Below are 13406 nucleotides of genomic sequence, written 5' to 3' on the forward strand. Positions count from 1 at the left end.
AAGTTACCTCGACGGCAACACCCGCAGCGTCTGCTCATCAAACAACGGATCATCCTGGCCAACGCGCACGAACAGCACCTTCCGCCCCTCGCCTGCCGGCACCTCGAAATACTGGATGCCGTCAGGCATTTCGCCCCAATCGCCGCAGGGTGGTTCTGGAACCTCGTTGGGGTCGGCAAGCGCCTTCAGTTCTTTCGCATAGGCGGCGTCGGGGCTGAATGTGTAGCGTTTGACGCCGGCGGGAGCGGTGCCTTCCGTGTAGGGCACCAGCACGCAGCGGGCGCTGACCGCCTTGTCGGTCTTTTCCAGGAACAGGCGCTGCAAGGCGGCCTCGGCGGTTTCGCCTGATTTGACGTCGAATACCTCGACCAGAGGATCGGCCGCGCCGCCATCGCTGTATTTGATGGCGAGCGCGTTGCCGGCGAATTCGAAATGGATCTGGCGGAAGCCGAAATCGCAGCGCTGCACCCAGGCGGCAAGGCCGATTGTCTTGTCGGCGAGCTTTTCCCAGACGCATTTGTCGATCGGCAGGCGCGATGGCGCCGGCTCGTCGGCGCGAGCGACGGCGGATATCGTCGCGGACGCCAACAGGGCGCAGGCCCAGGCGATCGATCTCGTGGCGCTAGTCATCGCGGCATCCAGTCAAGGTGAAGGCATCCCAGGCCGAGCCATTGGGATTGGCGTTGGCGAAATCGGCCCATTCGGTGAAGGCCACGCCGAAATCGGGCAACAACAGCCCTTTCGGCGCCGGCGTCGCTTCGCGCGAATTCAACTGCTCGGCGCCGCCGCCGGTCAAGGCGTAGACCTGGCCGTCCCACATCCGGCACAGCCCGCTGCCATCCTGCAGGCCTGCTTCGCGGTCATCGTCGGTGCAGGTGTAGCGGATGGTGCCGAGCGGGAACGAATTCCTGCCGTTGGTCCAGGTGATGTCGGCCGGTAGGTTTTTGTCGGTGTTGGGCACGGTCAGTGAAAACACCTGCGCCGTCAGCGCTGCCGGCTCGTTGTCGATCGGCCGGAATTGCAGAACCGCGCCCGATCGCGGCTCGCGGTAGGTGGCATGGCTCAGCAGACACTCTTTTGCGCTCGCCACCTGCAAGGAGCCGAGCAAACCCAGGACAACAAAGGCCAGTCTGCGAATGATCATCGGATGTTTCCGGGAACGCGTCGTGGATGCCAAAAGCCTGTCCTCACACCAACCCGACGAGCCAAGCAGCGCCACCGAGAAAGCCTGCCGAACAGACCCACAGCAGCCAGAGCCCGCGCACCCGGCATTCGAGCACCGCCGAGGCCGGGTTGGCCGGGTCGTAGTGCACGTCGACCTTGCTGCCCTCGACATAGCTTCGTGCCTGACCGCTGACGAGGCCAGGCAGCGAAGCCGTGACCGTGGCGCCGAAGGATACGCGGTCGGCGCTGTAGCGTTGGCCGGCGACGCCATAGCTGTAGACGATGCGGGATTTGAAGACGGTGCGCCAGCGTCGATAGCCGCTATAGTTTCGCAGCGCCTGCAGACCTGAGGACTCAATGCGGCCGGCGGCGACAGGCCACTTTGCCGCCTGCTCTGCCAGCGACTTCTGGGCGAAGCCCATGCGCAGGATCATCAGGCCCATGAACAACAGCAATGCCGCGGGGCCGAGGTTCTGCGGCTTGGGCAAATGCGGCCTGATCGCCTCGAGCAGACCGCCGACGGAAAACACCAGCACCAGCGCGCCGATCACCAGCCCCGCCGAGAGCTGGAACATGAACTTGAAGGCGCCATCGGGCATCGTGCGCTCGATCACGGCTTTGCTCGGATCAGCCGGATTGTAGAAGACGGTCACCTCGGCGCCGCGGGGAAACTGCGCCAGGGTCTCGGTGACTTCGAAATTCCCAAGATTCTCCTTCACGCTGTAGCGCGAGCTTTGAAATTTCTTGCCAGCCACCTTGTATTCGAAGGTGATCGCCGGAAAATTGCGCATCTCGGTGGTATCGCTGCTGTCCGAGCCGACACCCGAGCTTCTGACCTCACGCGCCTCGACGCGCGACGAGATGATCTTTCCCGGCGTCGGCAACCAGTGGCTCAGCGCCCGCACCTCTCGCCATTTCAGGAAGGTGATGAGCGACAACATGCCCGCGACCGCGCAGGCAAAGCCGACAAGCAGAATTTTGAGCTCCACCCTGATCCCCCCGGAGTGCAGGAACCGGCACTAGACAGCACCGTGGCGGCAATGTCTCGCTTATTCGCAAAGTCGGGAGGTGACCCGCCGGGCAAGCATCAATAACCGCCGCCTAGTCATCAATCGCCATGACGCGAACATATCCCTCCAGCAGGAGTGCCCGATCCCGGATGACATTGGTGGCGTCGGCAGCCTGCATGGGCACGTACATCGTGCCTTGCCTCGTTTCATAGAGAGCGTCCCTTGCCTTCGCCTCGGCGTCGCGGAAGGCCAGCCATGCGCGTTGCGACAGGCGCAGCTGCTGTGCCGCCTCGCGCGGCAATTCGCGCATGAGCGTCGCGTAGGCGGCGTTCATGCGGCGATCATAGGCATCCGTTGCCGCCGCCTCGCATTCGGTCTGGCCTGATGTAGAGCCATGGGCCGGGTCATTCAGGCAGCGGTCGAGTGTCTCGGCGGTCGGGTCCTTCAGACCCGACGCCATCAGCCTCGCGGGCAGCACTGTCAACAGGCAGGCCAACGCCCCGCTGATGAGCCAAGATGTCCCTACCCGCTTGCTGCGCATTTCGCCTCCCGAAGATGGCCGTAAGGCATGGTGAAAACCACGCATTACAAGATCATCTCTGCCATTGTGGAGGCAATATGCCCGAACGCAAGCCGGCGTCGGCGCATCATGCCGGTCTTATAGCCAGGAAGGTGTTCCATTCTTCGTCGTTGCGGCCGAGGTTGAAATCATCCCTGAGAAGCACCAGCCCGGCGGCTTCGAGACGAGCCGCGAAATCGTCCCTGCGCCAGTAGACTGTATGATATTCGCCTGATGTCTCGCCATCGCCGTTGCGCATCGATACCAGAAAGGCGCCGCCTGGCCGCAGCGACCCGGCTATCCTGGCAAGCACCTGGTCGGTCTGGTCACGCGGCAGATGGATCAGGACGGCCAGGGCCAGGACGGCGTCATAGGGGCCGCCGAGATCATCGGTGAGGAGATCGAGAAGCTCACCATGCTTGCCGCGTGCGGCCTGCAGCTCGAGAAAGCGCTTTGTCGCGTCGGTGCGGCGAACCTTGACGCCCAAGCCCTCCAGAAAGTCCGCATCGTAGCCCGCTCCGGACCCGACTTCCAGAATCCGGCCTTCTGTGCCGGCAATCGCCACAAGCCGCTTCAGCGATGGCTGCTCTCTCTCATTGGGGACATGCCGCACGATGGCATCGTAGCGTTCCGCATAGTCCTCATAGGCACAGATCGTTTGACGGCTCTTCGCCAGGGCCTCCGATGACACGTCCATCTTTCCCTCCCTTGCATCCGTGTGGGTCAAAAGCGTCTTCAGCGAACGCTGCCGGGAGGTACGTGCCCGTCGAGCACGCCGATGTCGCGCAGAAAATGATCCGACAGCGAACGGTGGTCAAGCAGGCCGCGCCTGCGGGATCTGAACGGCGCGGTGAAGAGGTCGAGCATCGGACGACGAAGCGTGTTGTAGAGGGTCATTGCCGTGTCCTTTCGGGTTCGAGTTGATGACCAGAGCATGCCTGTTTGCGGCCTTGGCTTCCAATCGAACGTCGCGTAGCATGCATCAGGAGGATTGATGCGTCATGAGTTGGGAACTGCCGCCCTTAGGGGCCATCCGGGTCTTTGAAGCCGCAGCGCGACTGGGCAGTTTCACAAAAGCCGCCGAAGAACTCGGCATGACCCAGTCGGCGGCCAGCTATCAGATCAAGGTGCTGGAGGAACGCGCCGGGACGCCGCTTTTCATAAGAAAAACAAGACAGATCGCCTTGACCGAGGCCGGGCATCACTTGGCGCCGCACGCCACGGGCGCGTTCTCGGCCCTGGCGGATGCCTGGGTCGCCACCAAGGGTGGAGCGAGCGGCGTGCTTTCGCTGACGACCATGGCGACATTTGCATCGAACTGGCTGGCCGTGTGGCTTGGAACATTCCAGCTGATGCATCCAGACCTCGCCGTGAAGGTGGATACATCGTCGAGGCTGGTCGATTTCGGGCGCGAGGGCATGGATATCGGCATCCGGACCGGCACCGGCAAATGGCCCGGCCTGACCGCCCACTATCTGTTCAAGGCGGACTACACGCCGATGCTCAGCCCAAAACTGGCCGAGAGCGTCGGCGGTATCCGCCACCCCGAGGATCTCTACAAGGTGCCGCTATGCGGCCCTGACGATCCCTGGTGGAAAATCTGGTTCGAAGCGGCCGGCGTGCCCTTCGATCCCGCTCGTGTCATCCCCGGCCCGGCACTCGGCGGGCAGGCTTATGATGCGATGGCGGCGCTGACCGATCAGGCTGCTGCCATCCTCACGCAAAATCTCTACAGCGCGCTTTTGGCGAAGGGGCAGCTGATAAAGCCCTTCGACATCGTCGGGTCCGACGGCGACGGCTATTGGCTTGTGCACCTGGAAAGCCGCCGCAACGTACCGAAGATCAAGGTGTTCCGGGATTGGGTGCTGGCCCAGACCGCCGACATTCGAGAGCAGGAAGCGCACCAGGCATAGGCCCACCAGGTGCACTCACGACAGAGGACAAAATGATCGATCACATAACCATCGAAGTGGGTGACCTGGAGAAGAGCAAGCTCTTCTATGAGCGCGCTTTTGCGCCCCTGGGATATCGCCTGTCCTTCGGCAAGGACGGGGTGTTCTGGGCCTTCGATATCGGCAATGGCTGCCTGTTCGAGATCCAGCGAACCGGCGAGACGCCGCCGCTCACCCATCTTCACGTGGCGTTCCGCGTCGGCAGCAAGGCAGAGGTCGATGCGTTCTATCGGGCAGCGCTGGAGGCCGGCGCCAAAGACAATGGCGCCCCCGGCCCGCGCCCCGACTATGCGGAGAATTACCACGCCTGCTTCGTGCTCGACCCCGACGGCTACAACATCGAGGCGATGATCAACGAGCGGTGAAGCGCCGCGCCTCAATCCTTGAACGTGATGCCGTATTGCGCCGCCTTGTCCCTGGGCATGTCGACCAGCGCCTGGCGTACGGTGTAGCCGCCATAGACCTCGCCGCCATTCCTCACCATCCAGTCCTCGACATCGGCCTCGGCCACGGTCATTTCGTCGCCCATCTTGTACTTGTTGCCGTTGACCGGCACATCGGCGAGCAGGCCGATGAATTTGCCGTTGCCAAAGCCGACCAGCTGCATCCAGATGTGCTCGGTGGCGCCGTTCTGGGTCAGCGGAAATTTCACCGTGTAGGTGCCCGGCGTAGCGGCGGCGATCAGTTGGTGGAACCGCGGCAGCGTCTGGTGGCCGGCCTTCTTGGCGGCCTGCATCGCCTGGTCAGCGGTGGAATAGGCGACAACGTTTTCCTTGATCGGGCGCGGCGACATCGGCAAGGCGCCGGGTGCGGCCTCCGGAATCGCTATCGGCTTGCTGTCAGGCATATGCCTGAGCGTGTTGAAAGCACCGTAGCCAAGGGCGGCCACAACAGCGACCGCCAGAACCGGATTGCGCATCGATCCCTCCATGCCTTGATCACGGGGAAGTTACCGGGTGGACGTTGCGACACCGCTAAGGAACAACATGAGCGGTTGGTTAGCAAAACTCTGAAATTACCGCCGAAAATTGCAAGCCCGGACATGCGGGAGCGCTGCCCGACAAAATGGATTGCGGAAGGGTAATTTGACGGCAGAGCCGATCGGCTTAAAAAGGGCCGGAGACATCCTCGAGACAGCAAGTCGGGAGACGGGCATGAGCGATGAAGCCGACGATGACAACGACATCGTGAACCAGCTCGCCTATGTTAGGGCCGATCCAACCCAGCACGATACGCTGACGCTTTTGACCATGATCGACGCGGCGCTTGCCGAAATCATGAGCTTGAGGGCGAGGTTGCGGCTGAGCGAGGAACGGAATGGCGGCAGCCGCCAACTCCAATGAGGATCAGCCGGCGGCGATGCTAAGGGCTAGTCCGAGTCCGCCATCATCTGACCGCCGCCGCCGCCGGCCCAGGCACGCCATTGCCGCTCGTCGCCGTGGAAGACGTTGAGGTCGATGCGGCCGGTCACGCCATGCGACAAGCCGGAGCCGGAATACTGCCAGAACAGCCATTTGCGGCCGGGATAGACCTTTGACGGATGCCGCGCCACCGCGCGCAGCCAGAAGGGATAGTCGAGAAAGGCCCCCTGGAGATTGTCGCGATAGAAATCGGGCGCGGTGTAGATGATGGGACGCTGGCCGTAGTGACGCTCCAGCTTGTCCATGAACACCTGCATCTTCTCCAGCACCTTTTCGCGTGACGGGCGCCGCTTGCACGAGGAGTCGCCATTCCACTCGACGTCGATCACCGGCGGCAAGGCGCCATCGACCTTCGGCACGTTGCGGATGAACCAGTCGGCCTGCTCGCCGGCGGTGCGGCACCAGTAGAAGAAATGATAGGCGCCGCGCTTCAGCCCGGCGGCATCGGCATTGCGCCAGTTCTTCATGAACATCGGATCGAGATGATCACCGCCATCGGTCGCCTTGATGTAGGCGAAGTTGGCACCCTGGGCGCGCAGCTTCCCCCAGTTGACGTCGCCTTGCCAGCGCGAGACGTCGACCCCATGGACGGCGAGATGCCTGGGCGATGACCGGCCGAAATTGATCGGCTTGGCGTCGCGAAAGCCGTAACGCATGATCGACCCGGCAAACATGGGCGGCCCATTGCGGCTCAATAGCTTCGACGGTGACACCAGTGCAGCCGCTTCGACCGGCGGCTCGGCACTGTCGGGCAGCTCAGGACTGTCGGGCAGCTCAGGTGTTGCCAGCATCGCCGTTTCTTCTTCCGCTAGGCCAAAAGGCCGAGCAGGTTCGTCCACGGGCGCTGCCTCGGCTAGCTTGCGTGCTTTGGCCTTGGCCACAGGGACGGATGCGATCGGTGCGCTTGGCCGCACCACCGAGCTGGTGGTCTCGTTCGACGGCTTTTGCATGTCGAGCGCGTCCATGCCCGATGTCGACGAGCAGCCGGCAAGGCACAGCGCTGCGATCACGAAACTGACGACGCCTGGTAACCGCATCTGGACCTGTACTCAGAACACAACAGACCGAAGGCGACAGCCGACGGACAACCAGGCCAGTTATGAACGAGAAATTACCAATAAAGTTTGAATCAAGTTTTTTACCATGACTGTGTCCCGTTTCAGACATTCGCCGCCGACGGCCGGCCGAGCCTTGACAGCGCCATGATGTGGCTGTTGAGACGAGGGGCGGCGATTGCCGCCGGCATTTCCCACGATTCCCAAAAGGCGCCCGATGATTGCGTTGCAGCGGCTTCTCCTGGTCCCCCTGCTCGCGGCCCTCGCCTGCTGCGGCACGCTCACGGCCGGGATCGCGCATGCCAGCGGGCTGGTCGTCGCTCCTCCCGGCAATCGCTCGCAGACGCAACCGACGATCCCGGATGCATCGGCGACGCGAACCCGCGCCTTCAAGACCACCTACGCGGAAAAATACGAGAAGATCGTCGCACTGCTGAAGCGCGAGAAGAAACTGGTGGCGCATATCAAGCAGGTCGCCGCCGCCTACGATATCGACCCCATCCATATCGTCGGCGCACTGGTCGGCGAACATACCTACAATGTGACGGCCGTCGGTTCCGTCCAGACCTATTACGTGAAGGCGCTGTCCTATTCCGGCCTCGACTTTGCCTTCCGCTACAAGGGCGTGCCGGTACAGACCTTTGTCCAGCGGCCGGAATTCGCGGCCTGCGCCGAGGCCAAGGACAGTGCTACCCTGTGGAGCTGCCGCGACAGGGTGTGGGTCGAGCATTTCCGCGGCAAGACGGTCGACGGCGTCACCTACGATGCCCAGACCTTCCAGCAGGCATTCTTCCAGCCCTTCTTCGCCGGCCAGACCTTCGGCCTCGGCCAGATCAGCCCACTGACCGCGCTTGAAGTGACGGATCTCGTGAACAAGGTCAGCGGCTACGACAGGCTGACGCCGGATCATCCGCAGGTGATCTATCGCGATGTCATGGATCCGGACCGAAGCATCGTCTACATCGCCGCGATCGTGCGCGACGCCATCGACGCCTACAAGGAACAGGGCTTCGACATCTCAGGCAATCCGGGCATCACGGCCACGCTCTACAATGTCGGTCAACCCCGGCAACGGGCGGCCGACCTTCGCGCGGCGGTTGCCGGGGGCAAGGGCCGCAAACTGCCGGTCGAGAATTATTACGGCTGGCTCGTCAACGACAAGCTCGACGAACTCAGAAGCCTGCTCGACAGCGGCAGCTGAGAAACGCTTTTAACAGGGAGCCTGCGTGCAGTCGTTCATCGACCAGAGCGTTTGTTTCATCGAGAACCATCAGGCCTGGGCCGGCCTCGTGGTCGGGCTGCTTGCCTTCGGCGAGTCGCTCGTGCTCGTCGGCATCCTCTTGCCCGGCACCACGGTGCTCATCATCGTTGGCGGCCTGGTGGGGGCCGGCATCGTGCAGCCTTTGCCCGTTCTTCTGGCCGCGATGATCGGGGCGGCGCTCGGCGACACCATCTCCTATTTCCTCGGCAGATGGCTCGGGCGCGGTGTCGTTCACAAATGGCCGCTCAATCGCTACCGCCGCGAGGTCGCTCGGGCGCGGCTGTTCTTTCACCGTTATGGTTTTCTGGCCGTTTTCGTCGGCCGCTTCTTCGGCCCGGTCCGCGCCACCGTGCCGCTGGTCGCGGGCATGATGGGCATGCACCGGCGCCGCTTCCAGATCGCCAACATCCTGTCGGCGATCATCTGGGCTCCGGTCGTGCTGTCGCCGGGATGGCTGGTGGCCAAGGGCGCCGGCAGCATCCCCGAGTTCGATGTGACCAGCCTGTTCGGATTGGCGGCGATCGCCGTGGTCGCCTTGGTCATCATAGCGGTGATCGCGCTCAAGCTCCGGGGCAAGCGCGAGCCTAACCCCTCTTCCTGAACACCCCGATCATCGGTCCCAGATTCCAGTAGTCGTCATTGCGGCCGATCGCGGGCGCGAACAGGCTCGATATCGTGCCATCGAGAAACAGCGCGTTGTCGCAGCCGAGCGCATCGCGGAACAGCCGGGCGAATGCATGGAAATTAACCGTGCCGTTCGAAATGGCAAAGACCGCGACACCGTCCTTGCGAACCCCGACCCCGTCGCGGGACTTGCGCGACGTGCCGTCGGACTGGAATTTCGGATGAAGCGCGCCGTCGATCACCAGCATCGGCCCGGATTGCGTGGCATAGTCGGTGGATGGCCGCTTCCTGACGAAGTCCCTGGTCGCCCGGACGACAGCCTTGCCGCCGCTGATATAGAAGATGCCATTCGGCTGCAGCGAAAAATTGCCGCTTCCCGATCCCGTCTTCACACCAGCCATTTCCTGGCCACGCTCGACATAGAGGCCGACCGGCCTGAGGTCGGGATGATACATGCCGGCATTGATGGCAAACAGCATGGTGCGGCCGGCCGCGCGCTGGGCGTTGTCGAGATTGTGCAGCGACTGAAAAGGCTTGCCGGCCGGATCCTTCCAGAACAGTTCGATCGAATACAGCTTCGGGTCGACCTCGCAGACCAGGTAGCTTGTCGCCTCGAAGGCGAAGTCGCGGCACGGCGGCACCGATGCGACCCATTGGCCGAATGCGATCATGGTGGCGACCGCCTGCGGCAGCGCGGCCTTGACCAAACCCATCAGCAGGGGCGCCGCGTTGAGAAGCGTCAGAAAATCCATACATCTATCCGATTGCCAGTTCCAACGAGCGGCCGTGGATAGCACCGTCGACCGGCACTATGAAGACCGGTTCGGGGGCATGGATCAGGATATGCGGCCGGGCGACGAGACTATTTGACTGAGCTGACCAGCTGCTCGTCGCCGCCAAGGATGGAAACCCAGTGCCCGGTGTTGTCGCTCGCCTGCCGTTTCAGGTAGCGATAGCTGGTCTGGTTCCAGAGGCGGACCTTGTCGGTCAGATTGTCGAGGATGAAGTCGCCCTTGTCCGTGCGCACCGTCAGCACGGCATGACCTTCGCCATCAGGTTTGCGGACCACCGTCATCAAAAGATTGGCCACGGCGATGCCCAGGCTGTTCAGTTCACGCCGCTTTTCCAGGGCGTAATCCTCGCAGTCGCCGAAACCGTTGTCGGGATAGGCCCACCACTCGTCCTTGCCGTAATTGTCCATGTCGCTCATCGGCTTGACGCGCGTGTTGACCGAGAGATTTACAGCCGAGATATCGTGCAGCAGCTTGCTGGTCATATGTTCCGGTTCGCTGTCGGGCGAGCGGATCGAGCATTCGGCGAAATGGATCTTGCAAAAATCATAGTGGCCGATCGGCTGGGAGGTCGAGCCGCCGACAACCATGGAAACGGGCGCGGCATAAGCTGAACCCGCCGCCGCACAGAAAGCGGACAGCGCAAACGCCAGCCCCAGCCCCTTCGCCTTGCGGCGCCAACCCATCGAGGATGCCATCCGGCCCCACCCATCTGTTTTGTTAACAGAATGTTAAAGGGTGTTATCTTCCGAAGTCAATGAACGCCGCTGATCACATCTCCGAGGGATCGACTCATGCATCCAAGTGGTGCCGGCGCGCAACACTGGCCTGTCAAGCCAGCCATCCCATCGCCACGCTGAGCAGCAGGATGACGCCGAGCAGGCCGCGGTAGATGACAAAGGGCCAGGCGGAGAAGCGCTCCAGCACGCGCATCAGGCCCCAGATGGCGAAGAAGGCGGAGATCGAAGCGACGACCAGCCCGGTGGCAAGAACCGACCAGCCATGGGCGTCGAGGTGGACCTTGTGCAGTTCCCACAGCTCCTTGAGACCGGCAAGCGCGATCGCCGGCAGCCCGAGCAGGAACGAGAAGCGCGCCGCCTCGGCCCGCTTGAAGCCGAGCCCCAGTGCCGCCGTCAGGGTCGAGCCCGAACGGGAGACACCAGGGATCAGCGCGCCGATCTGGGCGACACCGACAAGCAGTGCGTCGGCAAGCGACGCTTCCGCAATGGTGCGCTTGTGGCGGGCGAAAATCTCGGCCAACGCCAGCAGGATCGCCATGGCGATGCAGGACCAGCCGATCACGCTCAGGCTGCGCAGCGGCGAATTGCAGGCGTTGAGCACGCCCGACAGCGCGACGCCGGCAATGACGATGGGGATCGTCGCCAGCACGATCCAGGAAGCCAGCTGGAAATGCCGATCGGCGAAATCGCGCCGCGTGAGGGCATCGAGCGAACCGAACAGGAGATTCCTGACATCGCCCCAGAAATAGCTGATGACGGCGGCAAGGGCGGCAAGCTGCATGGCGGCGGAGAAGGCAGACCCCGGATCTTGCCAGCCGAGTACCGCCGGCACGATGCGCATGTGGGCGGTCGAGGAAATCGGCAGCAATTCGGTGATGCCTTGCACCAGGCCGAGAAAGGCGACCTTGGCATATCCCAGGCCAACAAAGCCGGTGTCTACGCCTTGAGTGCAGATGTCAGCCATATCGAGCCTTTCTGTCGAACAACCATGAGGGGCGATCCCCGCCGAGCAATAGTCTGGCGATCCCCGGAATCCTATTTACGGATTTGTAATGCGCCGCTTGACAAGCCGCGCGTTCATATTATTCTTCGCTAATCTTACACTGTAAGATAAATAACGGAGGAGAGCCATGCTGACCGCCCTGTCAGAATTGCAACCCCTGCCTGAACCGCACCCGCCTGGCATTGCGATCGAAGATGTCTCGCGTGACCTCAGCCGCGTTATCGAGCGCGCCGAGGTGAACGCCTGGCTCGACCTCTATGCCGCCGCGCCGGCCGATTTCGCCGCAAGGCAAGGGCTTTCGATTGCGGGAGAAGGCGACCTCACCTGGACCACCTGCACGACGATCCCGTTCGTCCATTTCAACTGCGTGAAGAATTTCGGCGTCGACAGCCCGGCCTCCGAAAGCCAACTCGACGCGTTGCTCGCGCACTACCGCGCCGCCGGCATTTCGCGGCCCTGGTTCTATGTCAATCCACACACCGAACCATCACGCCTCAGATGCTGGCTCGAGGCGCGCGGCCTGCAGCGCCAGGGCGGCTGGGAGCGGATCTATCGCGAGGCGGAACCGCTGTCATCCGAGCCGCTCTTCATGGCTGACGGGGTTTCAGTCGAACGCGTGACGACGGCATCGGCAAGCGAATGGGCCGGCTTCATCGACAGAAGCTACCGGCTGCCCACTTCGCCTTGGCTGCTGGCTCTGGTCGGCCGACAGGGCTGGCATCACTACATGGCCAAGCGGGATGGCGCAGTGGCGGCGGTGCGCTCGCTGTTCATCGGCGCTGATGGCGCGGCCTGGAGCGGCATCGAAGCGCCGGTGCCGGGCATTATGGCGCCGAGCTTCGATCTGGATGCCATGCTTGGAGAGGCGCTGGTGCGCGACGGTATTGCGGCCGGCGCGAAACTGTTCGTCGCCGACATCGAGGCGCCGCAAGACGAGCGCGACGGACCGGCCTATCGCAACTATGCACGCCTCGGCTTCAGAATCGCCTATTTCCGCAGCCATTACAGCTATCTGCCGGCCAGCTCAAACTGACCGCGCCTAGTTACGCAGCCATTGCTGGAAACAGCTTTTGACCACCATATGGGCCGGCGGAACAACCGGCCGATCGGCGGGTGCGTCATCGACCACCCGGCTACGAGCCCGTTCGAGCAGCATGCGTACCTGTTCCGGGCGCACACGGTCGCGCTCCATGACAAGCAGGACCATCGGATCGCTCAAAAGCTCGTCCAGGGTGCTGATGCTGTCTTTCATCCGCCCGCCAATGACGTTTTGCCGGCTATCGCGTGTTGTTTTGGATTAAATTTTGGTCATGGTTTCACCTTCCCTTCTCCCCTTGTGGGGGAAGGAAAGACCTAGCCTGGCGGCGGAGCGCCTTCATGTTGCGGCAGGCCGTCATCGAGCACCACCCAAGGCTGCTTCGAGGCGGTGAAGATATGCATCTGCGGCCTGAAGACCGTGGGATCGTCAAGCGAGCCGGTGGTGATGCCGATGATGCCGGCGGAATCGCGGCGCGAAAACATCGTCGTGCCGCAGCTCGGGCAAAAACCGCGCTTCAGATCGGGCGAGGTGTTCACGGTCGCCAGCGGCCCCTCGATGGTCACATCATCGATGCGAAACAGCACGCGTGCGTTGAAGGCAGCGCCGATCGCCTTCTGGCAAAGCCGGCAATGGCAGATGCGCTCGTTGATGGGCGCCGCGTCGGTGCGATAGCGCACCGCGCCGCACAAGCAACCGCCGTGATGTTTAGTCATCGCCTTGATCCACAAATGGAGAAAATATGCGGCAAGGTAGTCGCGCGACCGACAGGGTCAATTGAAAAGCTTTG

At 62.6% G+C, this 13406-nt stretch carries 19 protein-coding genes; 6 read left to right on the top strand and 13 right to left on the bottom strand.

What is annotated here, in order from left to right:
• Positions 1–3: 3 nt before the first annotated feature.
• The 6 genes from AC0V7N_RS25525 to AC0V7N_RS25550 form a co-directional block, all read right to left on the bottom strand.
• Positions 4–630 (bottom strand): hypothetical protein, encoded by a 627-nt coding sequence (locus AC0V7N_RS25525; protein WP_475451040.1) that lies wholly within the window; start codon positions 628–630, stop codon positions 4–6.
• Positions 623–1144, bottom strand: coding sequence for a hypothetical protein (locus tag AC0V7N_RS25530; RefSeq protein ID WP_475451041.1), 522 nt, complete (start codon positions 1142–1144; stop codon positions 623–625). Before AC0V7N_RS25530 ends, AC0V7N_RS25525 begins: the two co-directional genes overlap by 8 nt.
• Positions 1145–1187: 43 nt before the next feature.
• The gene (locus AC0V7N_RS25535; RefSeq protein WP_496627351.1) at positions 1188–2153 is read right to left on the bottom strand and encodes a DUF3592 domain-containing protein; all 966 of its coding nucleotides are present in this window, start codon (positions 2151–2153) and stop codon (positions 1188–1190) included.
• 112 nt (positions 2154–2265) lie between these two features.
• Entirely contained in the window at positions 2266–2652 is a 387-nt protein-coding gene (locus AC0V7N_RS25540; RefSeq protein ID WP_475460483.1) for a lysozyme inhibitor LprI family protein, read from the bottom strand.
• Between the two features lie 169 nt (positions 2653–2821).
• Positions 2822–3430, bottom strand: a complete 609-nt coding sequence (locus tag AC0V7N_RS25545) for a methyltransferase (protein ID WP_496627352.1) — start codon at positions 3428–3430, stop codon at positions 2822–2824.
• A gap of 38 nt (positions 3431–3468) precedes the next feature.
• Positions 3469–3630 (bottom strand): hypothetical protein, encoded by a 162-nt coding sequence (locus AC0V7N_RS25550; protein WP_475451044.1) that lies wholly within the window; start codon positions 3628–3630, stop codon positions 3469–3471.
• A gap of 104 nt (positions 3631–3734) precedes the next feature.
• Between AC0V7N_RS25550 and AC0V7N_RS25555 the strand changes: the two genes are divergently transcribed.
• Both AC0V7N_RS25555 and AC0V7N_RS25560 read left to right on the top strand, forming a co-directional pair.
• On the top strand, positions 3735–4646 hold the full coding sequence (locus tag AC0V7N_RS25555) for a LysR family transcriptional regulator (protein ID WP_475451045.1): 912 nt from the start codon (positions 3735–3737) through the stop codon (positions 4644–4646).
• Positions 4647–4678: 32 nt separating this feature from the next.
• Complete coding sequence (locus tag AC0V7N_RS25560) at positions 4679–5050, top strand: VOC family protein (RefSeq protein ID WP_475451046.1); 372 nt, start codon at positions 4679–4681, stop codon at positions 5048–5050.
• Positions 5051–5061: 11 nt separating this feature from the next.
• Here AC0V7N_RS25560 and AC0V7N_RS25565 read toward each other — a convergent pair whose 3' ends face one another.
• Complete coding sequence (locus tag AC0V7N_RS25565) at positions 5062–5604, bottom strand: DUF2314 domain-containing protein (protein WP_475451047.1); 543 nt, start codon at positions 5602–5604, stop codon at positions 5062–5064.
• 235 nt (positions 5605–5839) lie between these two features.
• Here AC0V7N_RS25565 and AC0V7N_RS25570 point away from each other — a divergent pair, with 235 nt between their 5' ends.
• Positions 5840–6028 (top strand): hypothetical protein, encoded by a 189-nt coding sequence (locus tag AC0V7N_RS25570; RefSeq protein WP_172229366.1) that lies wholly within the window; start codon positions 5840–5842, stop codon positions 6026–6028.
• 26 nt (positions 6029–6054) lie between these two features.
• On the opposite strand, the gene AC0V7N_RS25575 is transcribed toward AC0V7N_RS25570, so the two are convergent.
• Positions 6055–7143: a glycoside hydrolase family 25 protein gene (locus tag AC0V7N_RS25575; protein ID WP_475451048.1), complete on the bottom strand. Its 1089-nt coding sequence runs from the start codon at positions 7141–7143 to the stop codon at positions 6055–6057.
• 235 nt (positions 7144–7378) lie between these two features.
• Between AC0V7N_RS25575 and AC0V7N_RS25580 the strand changes: the two genes are divergently transcribed.
• A complete protein-coding gene (locus tag AC0V7N_RS25580; RefSeq protein ID WP_475451049.1) occupies positions 7379–8362 on the top strand; it encodes a DUF1402 family protein in 984 nt (327 codons plus the stop codon).
• A gap of 25 nt (positions 8363–8387) precedes the next feature.
• The gene (locus AC0V7N_RS25585) at positions 8388–9023 is read left to right on the top strand and encodes a VTT domain-containing protein (RefSeq protein WP_496627353.1); all 636 of its coding nucleotides are present in this window, start codon (positions 8388–8390) and stop codon (positions 9021–9023) included.
• Here AC0V7N_RS25585 and AC0V7N_RS25590 read toward each other — a convergent pair.
• The 3 genes from AC0V7N_RS25590 to AC0V7N_RS25600 form a co-directional block, all read right to left on the bottom strand.
• Positions 9007–9798 (bottom strand): phosphodiester glycosidase family protein, encoded by a 792-nt coding sequence (locus AC0V7N_RS25590; RefSeq protein ID WP_475451051.1) that lies wholly within the window; start codon positions 9796–9798, stop codon positions 9007–9009. The genes AC0V7N_RS25585 and AC0V7N_RS25590 overlap by 17 nt on opposite strands.
• A gap of 110 nt (positions 9799–9908) precedes the next feature.
• On the bottom strand, positions 9909–10535 hold the full coding sequence (locus AC0V7N_RS25595; protein ID WP_475451052.1) for a transglutaminase-like cysteine peptidase: 627 nt from the start codon (positions 10533–10535) through the stop codon (positions 9909–9911).
• Positions 10536–10668: 133 nt separating this feature from the next.
• Positions 10669–11541, bottom strand: a complete 873-nt coding sequence (locus AC0V7N_RS25600; protein ID WP_475451053.1) for an undecaprenyl-diphosphate phosphatase — start codon at positions 11539–11541, stop codon at positions 10669–10671.
• A gap of 166 nt (positions 11542–11707) precedes the next feature.
• On the opposite strand from AC0V7N_RS25600, the gene AC0V7N_RS25605 reads away from it, so the two are divergent.
• Complete coding sequence (locus tag AC0V7N_RS25605; RefSeq protein ID WP_475451054.1) at positions 11708–12613, top strand: hypothetical protein; 906 nt, start codon at positions 11708–11710, stop codon at positions 12611–12613.
• Between the two features lie 6 nt (positions 12614–12619).
• On the opposite strand, the gene AC0V7N_RS25610 is transcribed toward AC0V7N_RS25605, so the two are convergent.
• Together AC0V7N_RS25610 and AC0V7N_RS25615 are read right to left on the bottom strand one after the other, a co-directional pair.
• The gene (locus AC0V7N_RS25610; RefSeq protein ID WP_475451055.1) at positions 12620–12832 is read right to left on the bottom strand and encodes a hypothetical protein; all 213 of its coding nucleotides are present in this window, start codon (positions 12830–12832) and stop codon (positions 12620–12622) included.
• Positions 12833–12933: 101 nt separating this feature from the next.
• Positions 12934–13332 (bottom strand): GFA family protein, encoded by a 399-nt coding sequence (locus AC0V7N_RS25615; RefSeq protein ID WP_475451056.1) that lies wholly within the window; start codon positions 13330–13332, stop codon positions 12934–12936.
• Positions 13333–13406: the final 74 nt, after the last annotated feature.

The sequence above is a fragment of the Mesorhizobium kamtschaticum genome, assembly GCF_056174585.1.

Excerpts from the sequence above, each read along its gene's own strand:
- AC0V7N_RS25530 (WP_475451041.1), bottom strand. The coding sequence starts at position 1,144 with ATGATCATTCGCAGACTGGCCTTTGTTGTCCTGGGTTTGCTCGGCTCC.
- AC0V7N_RS25560 (WP_475451046.1), top strand. The coding sequence starts at position 4,679 with ATGATCGATCACATAACCATCGAAGTGGGTGACCTGGAGAAGAGCAAG.
- AC0V7N_RS25575 (WP_475451048.1), bottom strand. The coding sequence starts at position 7,143 with ATGCGGTTACCAGGCGTCGTCAGTTTCGTGATCGCAGCGCTGTGCCTT.
- AC0V7N_RS25605 (WP_475451054.1), top strand. The coding sequence starts at position 11,708 with ATGCTGACCGCCCTGTCAGAATTGCAACCCCTGCCTGAACCGCACCCG.
- AC0V7N_RS25550 (WP_475451044.1), bottom strand. The coding sequence starts at position 3,630 with ATGACCCTCTACAACACGCTTCGTCGTCCGATGCTCGACCTCTTCACC.
- AC0V7N_RS25570 (WP_172229366.1), top strand. The coding sequence starts at position 5,840 with ATGAGCGATGAAGCCGACGATGACAACGACATCGTGAACCAGCTCGCC.
- AC0V7N_RS25580 (WP_475451049.1), top strand. The coding sequence starts at position 7,379 with ATGATTGCGTTGCAGCGGCTTCTCCTGGTCCCCCTGCTCGCGGCCCTC.
- AC0V7N_RS25565 (WP_475451047.1), bottom strand. The coding sequence starts at position 5,604 with ATGCGCAATCCGGTTCTGGCGGTCGCTGTTGTGGCCGCCCTTGGCTAC.
- AC0V7N_RS25545 (WP_496627352.1), bottom strand. The coding sequence starts at position 3,430 with ATGGACGTGTCATCGGAGGCCCTGGCGAAGAGCCGTCAAACGATCTGT.
- AC0V7N_RS25615 (WP_475451056.1), bottom strand. The coding sequence starts at position 13,332 with ATGACTAAACATCACGGCGGTTGCTTGTGCGGCGCGGTGCGCTATCGC.
- AC0V7N_RS25590 (WP_475451051.1), bottom strand. The coding sequence starts at position 9,798 with ATGGATTTTCTGACGCTTCTCAACGCGGCGCCCCTGCTGATGGGTTTG.
- AC0V7N_RS25555 (WP_475451045.1), top strand. The coding sequence starts at position 3,735 with ATGAGTTGGGAACTGCCGCCCTTAGGGGCCATCCGGGTCTTTGAAGCC.
- AC0V7N_RS25600 (WP_475451053.1), bottom strand. The coding sequence starts at position 11,541 with ATGGCTGACATCTGCACTCAAGGCGTAGACACCGGCTTTGTTGGCCTG.
- AC0V7N_RS25525 (WP_475451040.1), bottom strand. The coding sequence starts at position 630 with ATGACTAGCGCCACGAGATCGATCGCCTGGGCCTGCGCCCTGTTGGCG.
- AC0V7N_RS25595 (WP_475451052.1), bottom strand. The coding sequence starts at position 10,535 with ATGGCATCCTCGATGGGTTGGCGCCGCAAGGCGAAGGGGCTGGGGCTG.
- AC0V7N_RS25610 (WP_475451055.1), bottom strand. The coding sequence starts at position 12,832 with ATGAAAGACAGCATCAGCACCCTGGACGAGCTTTTGAGCGATCCGATG.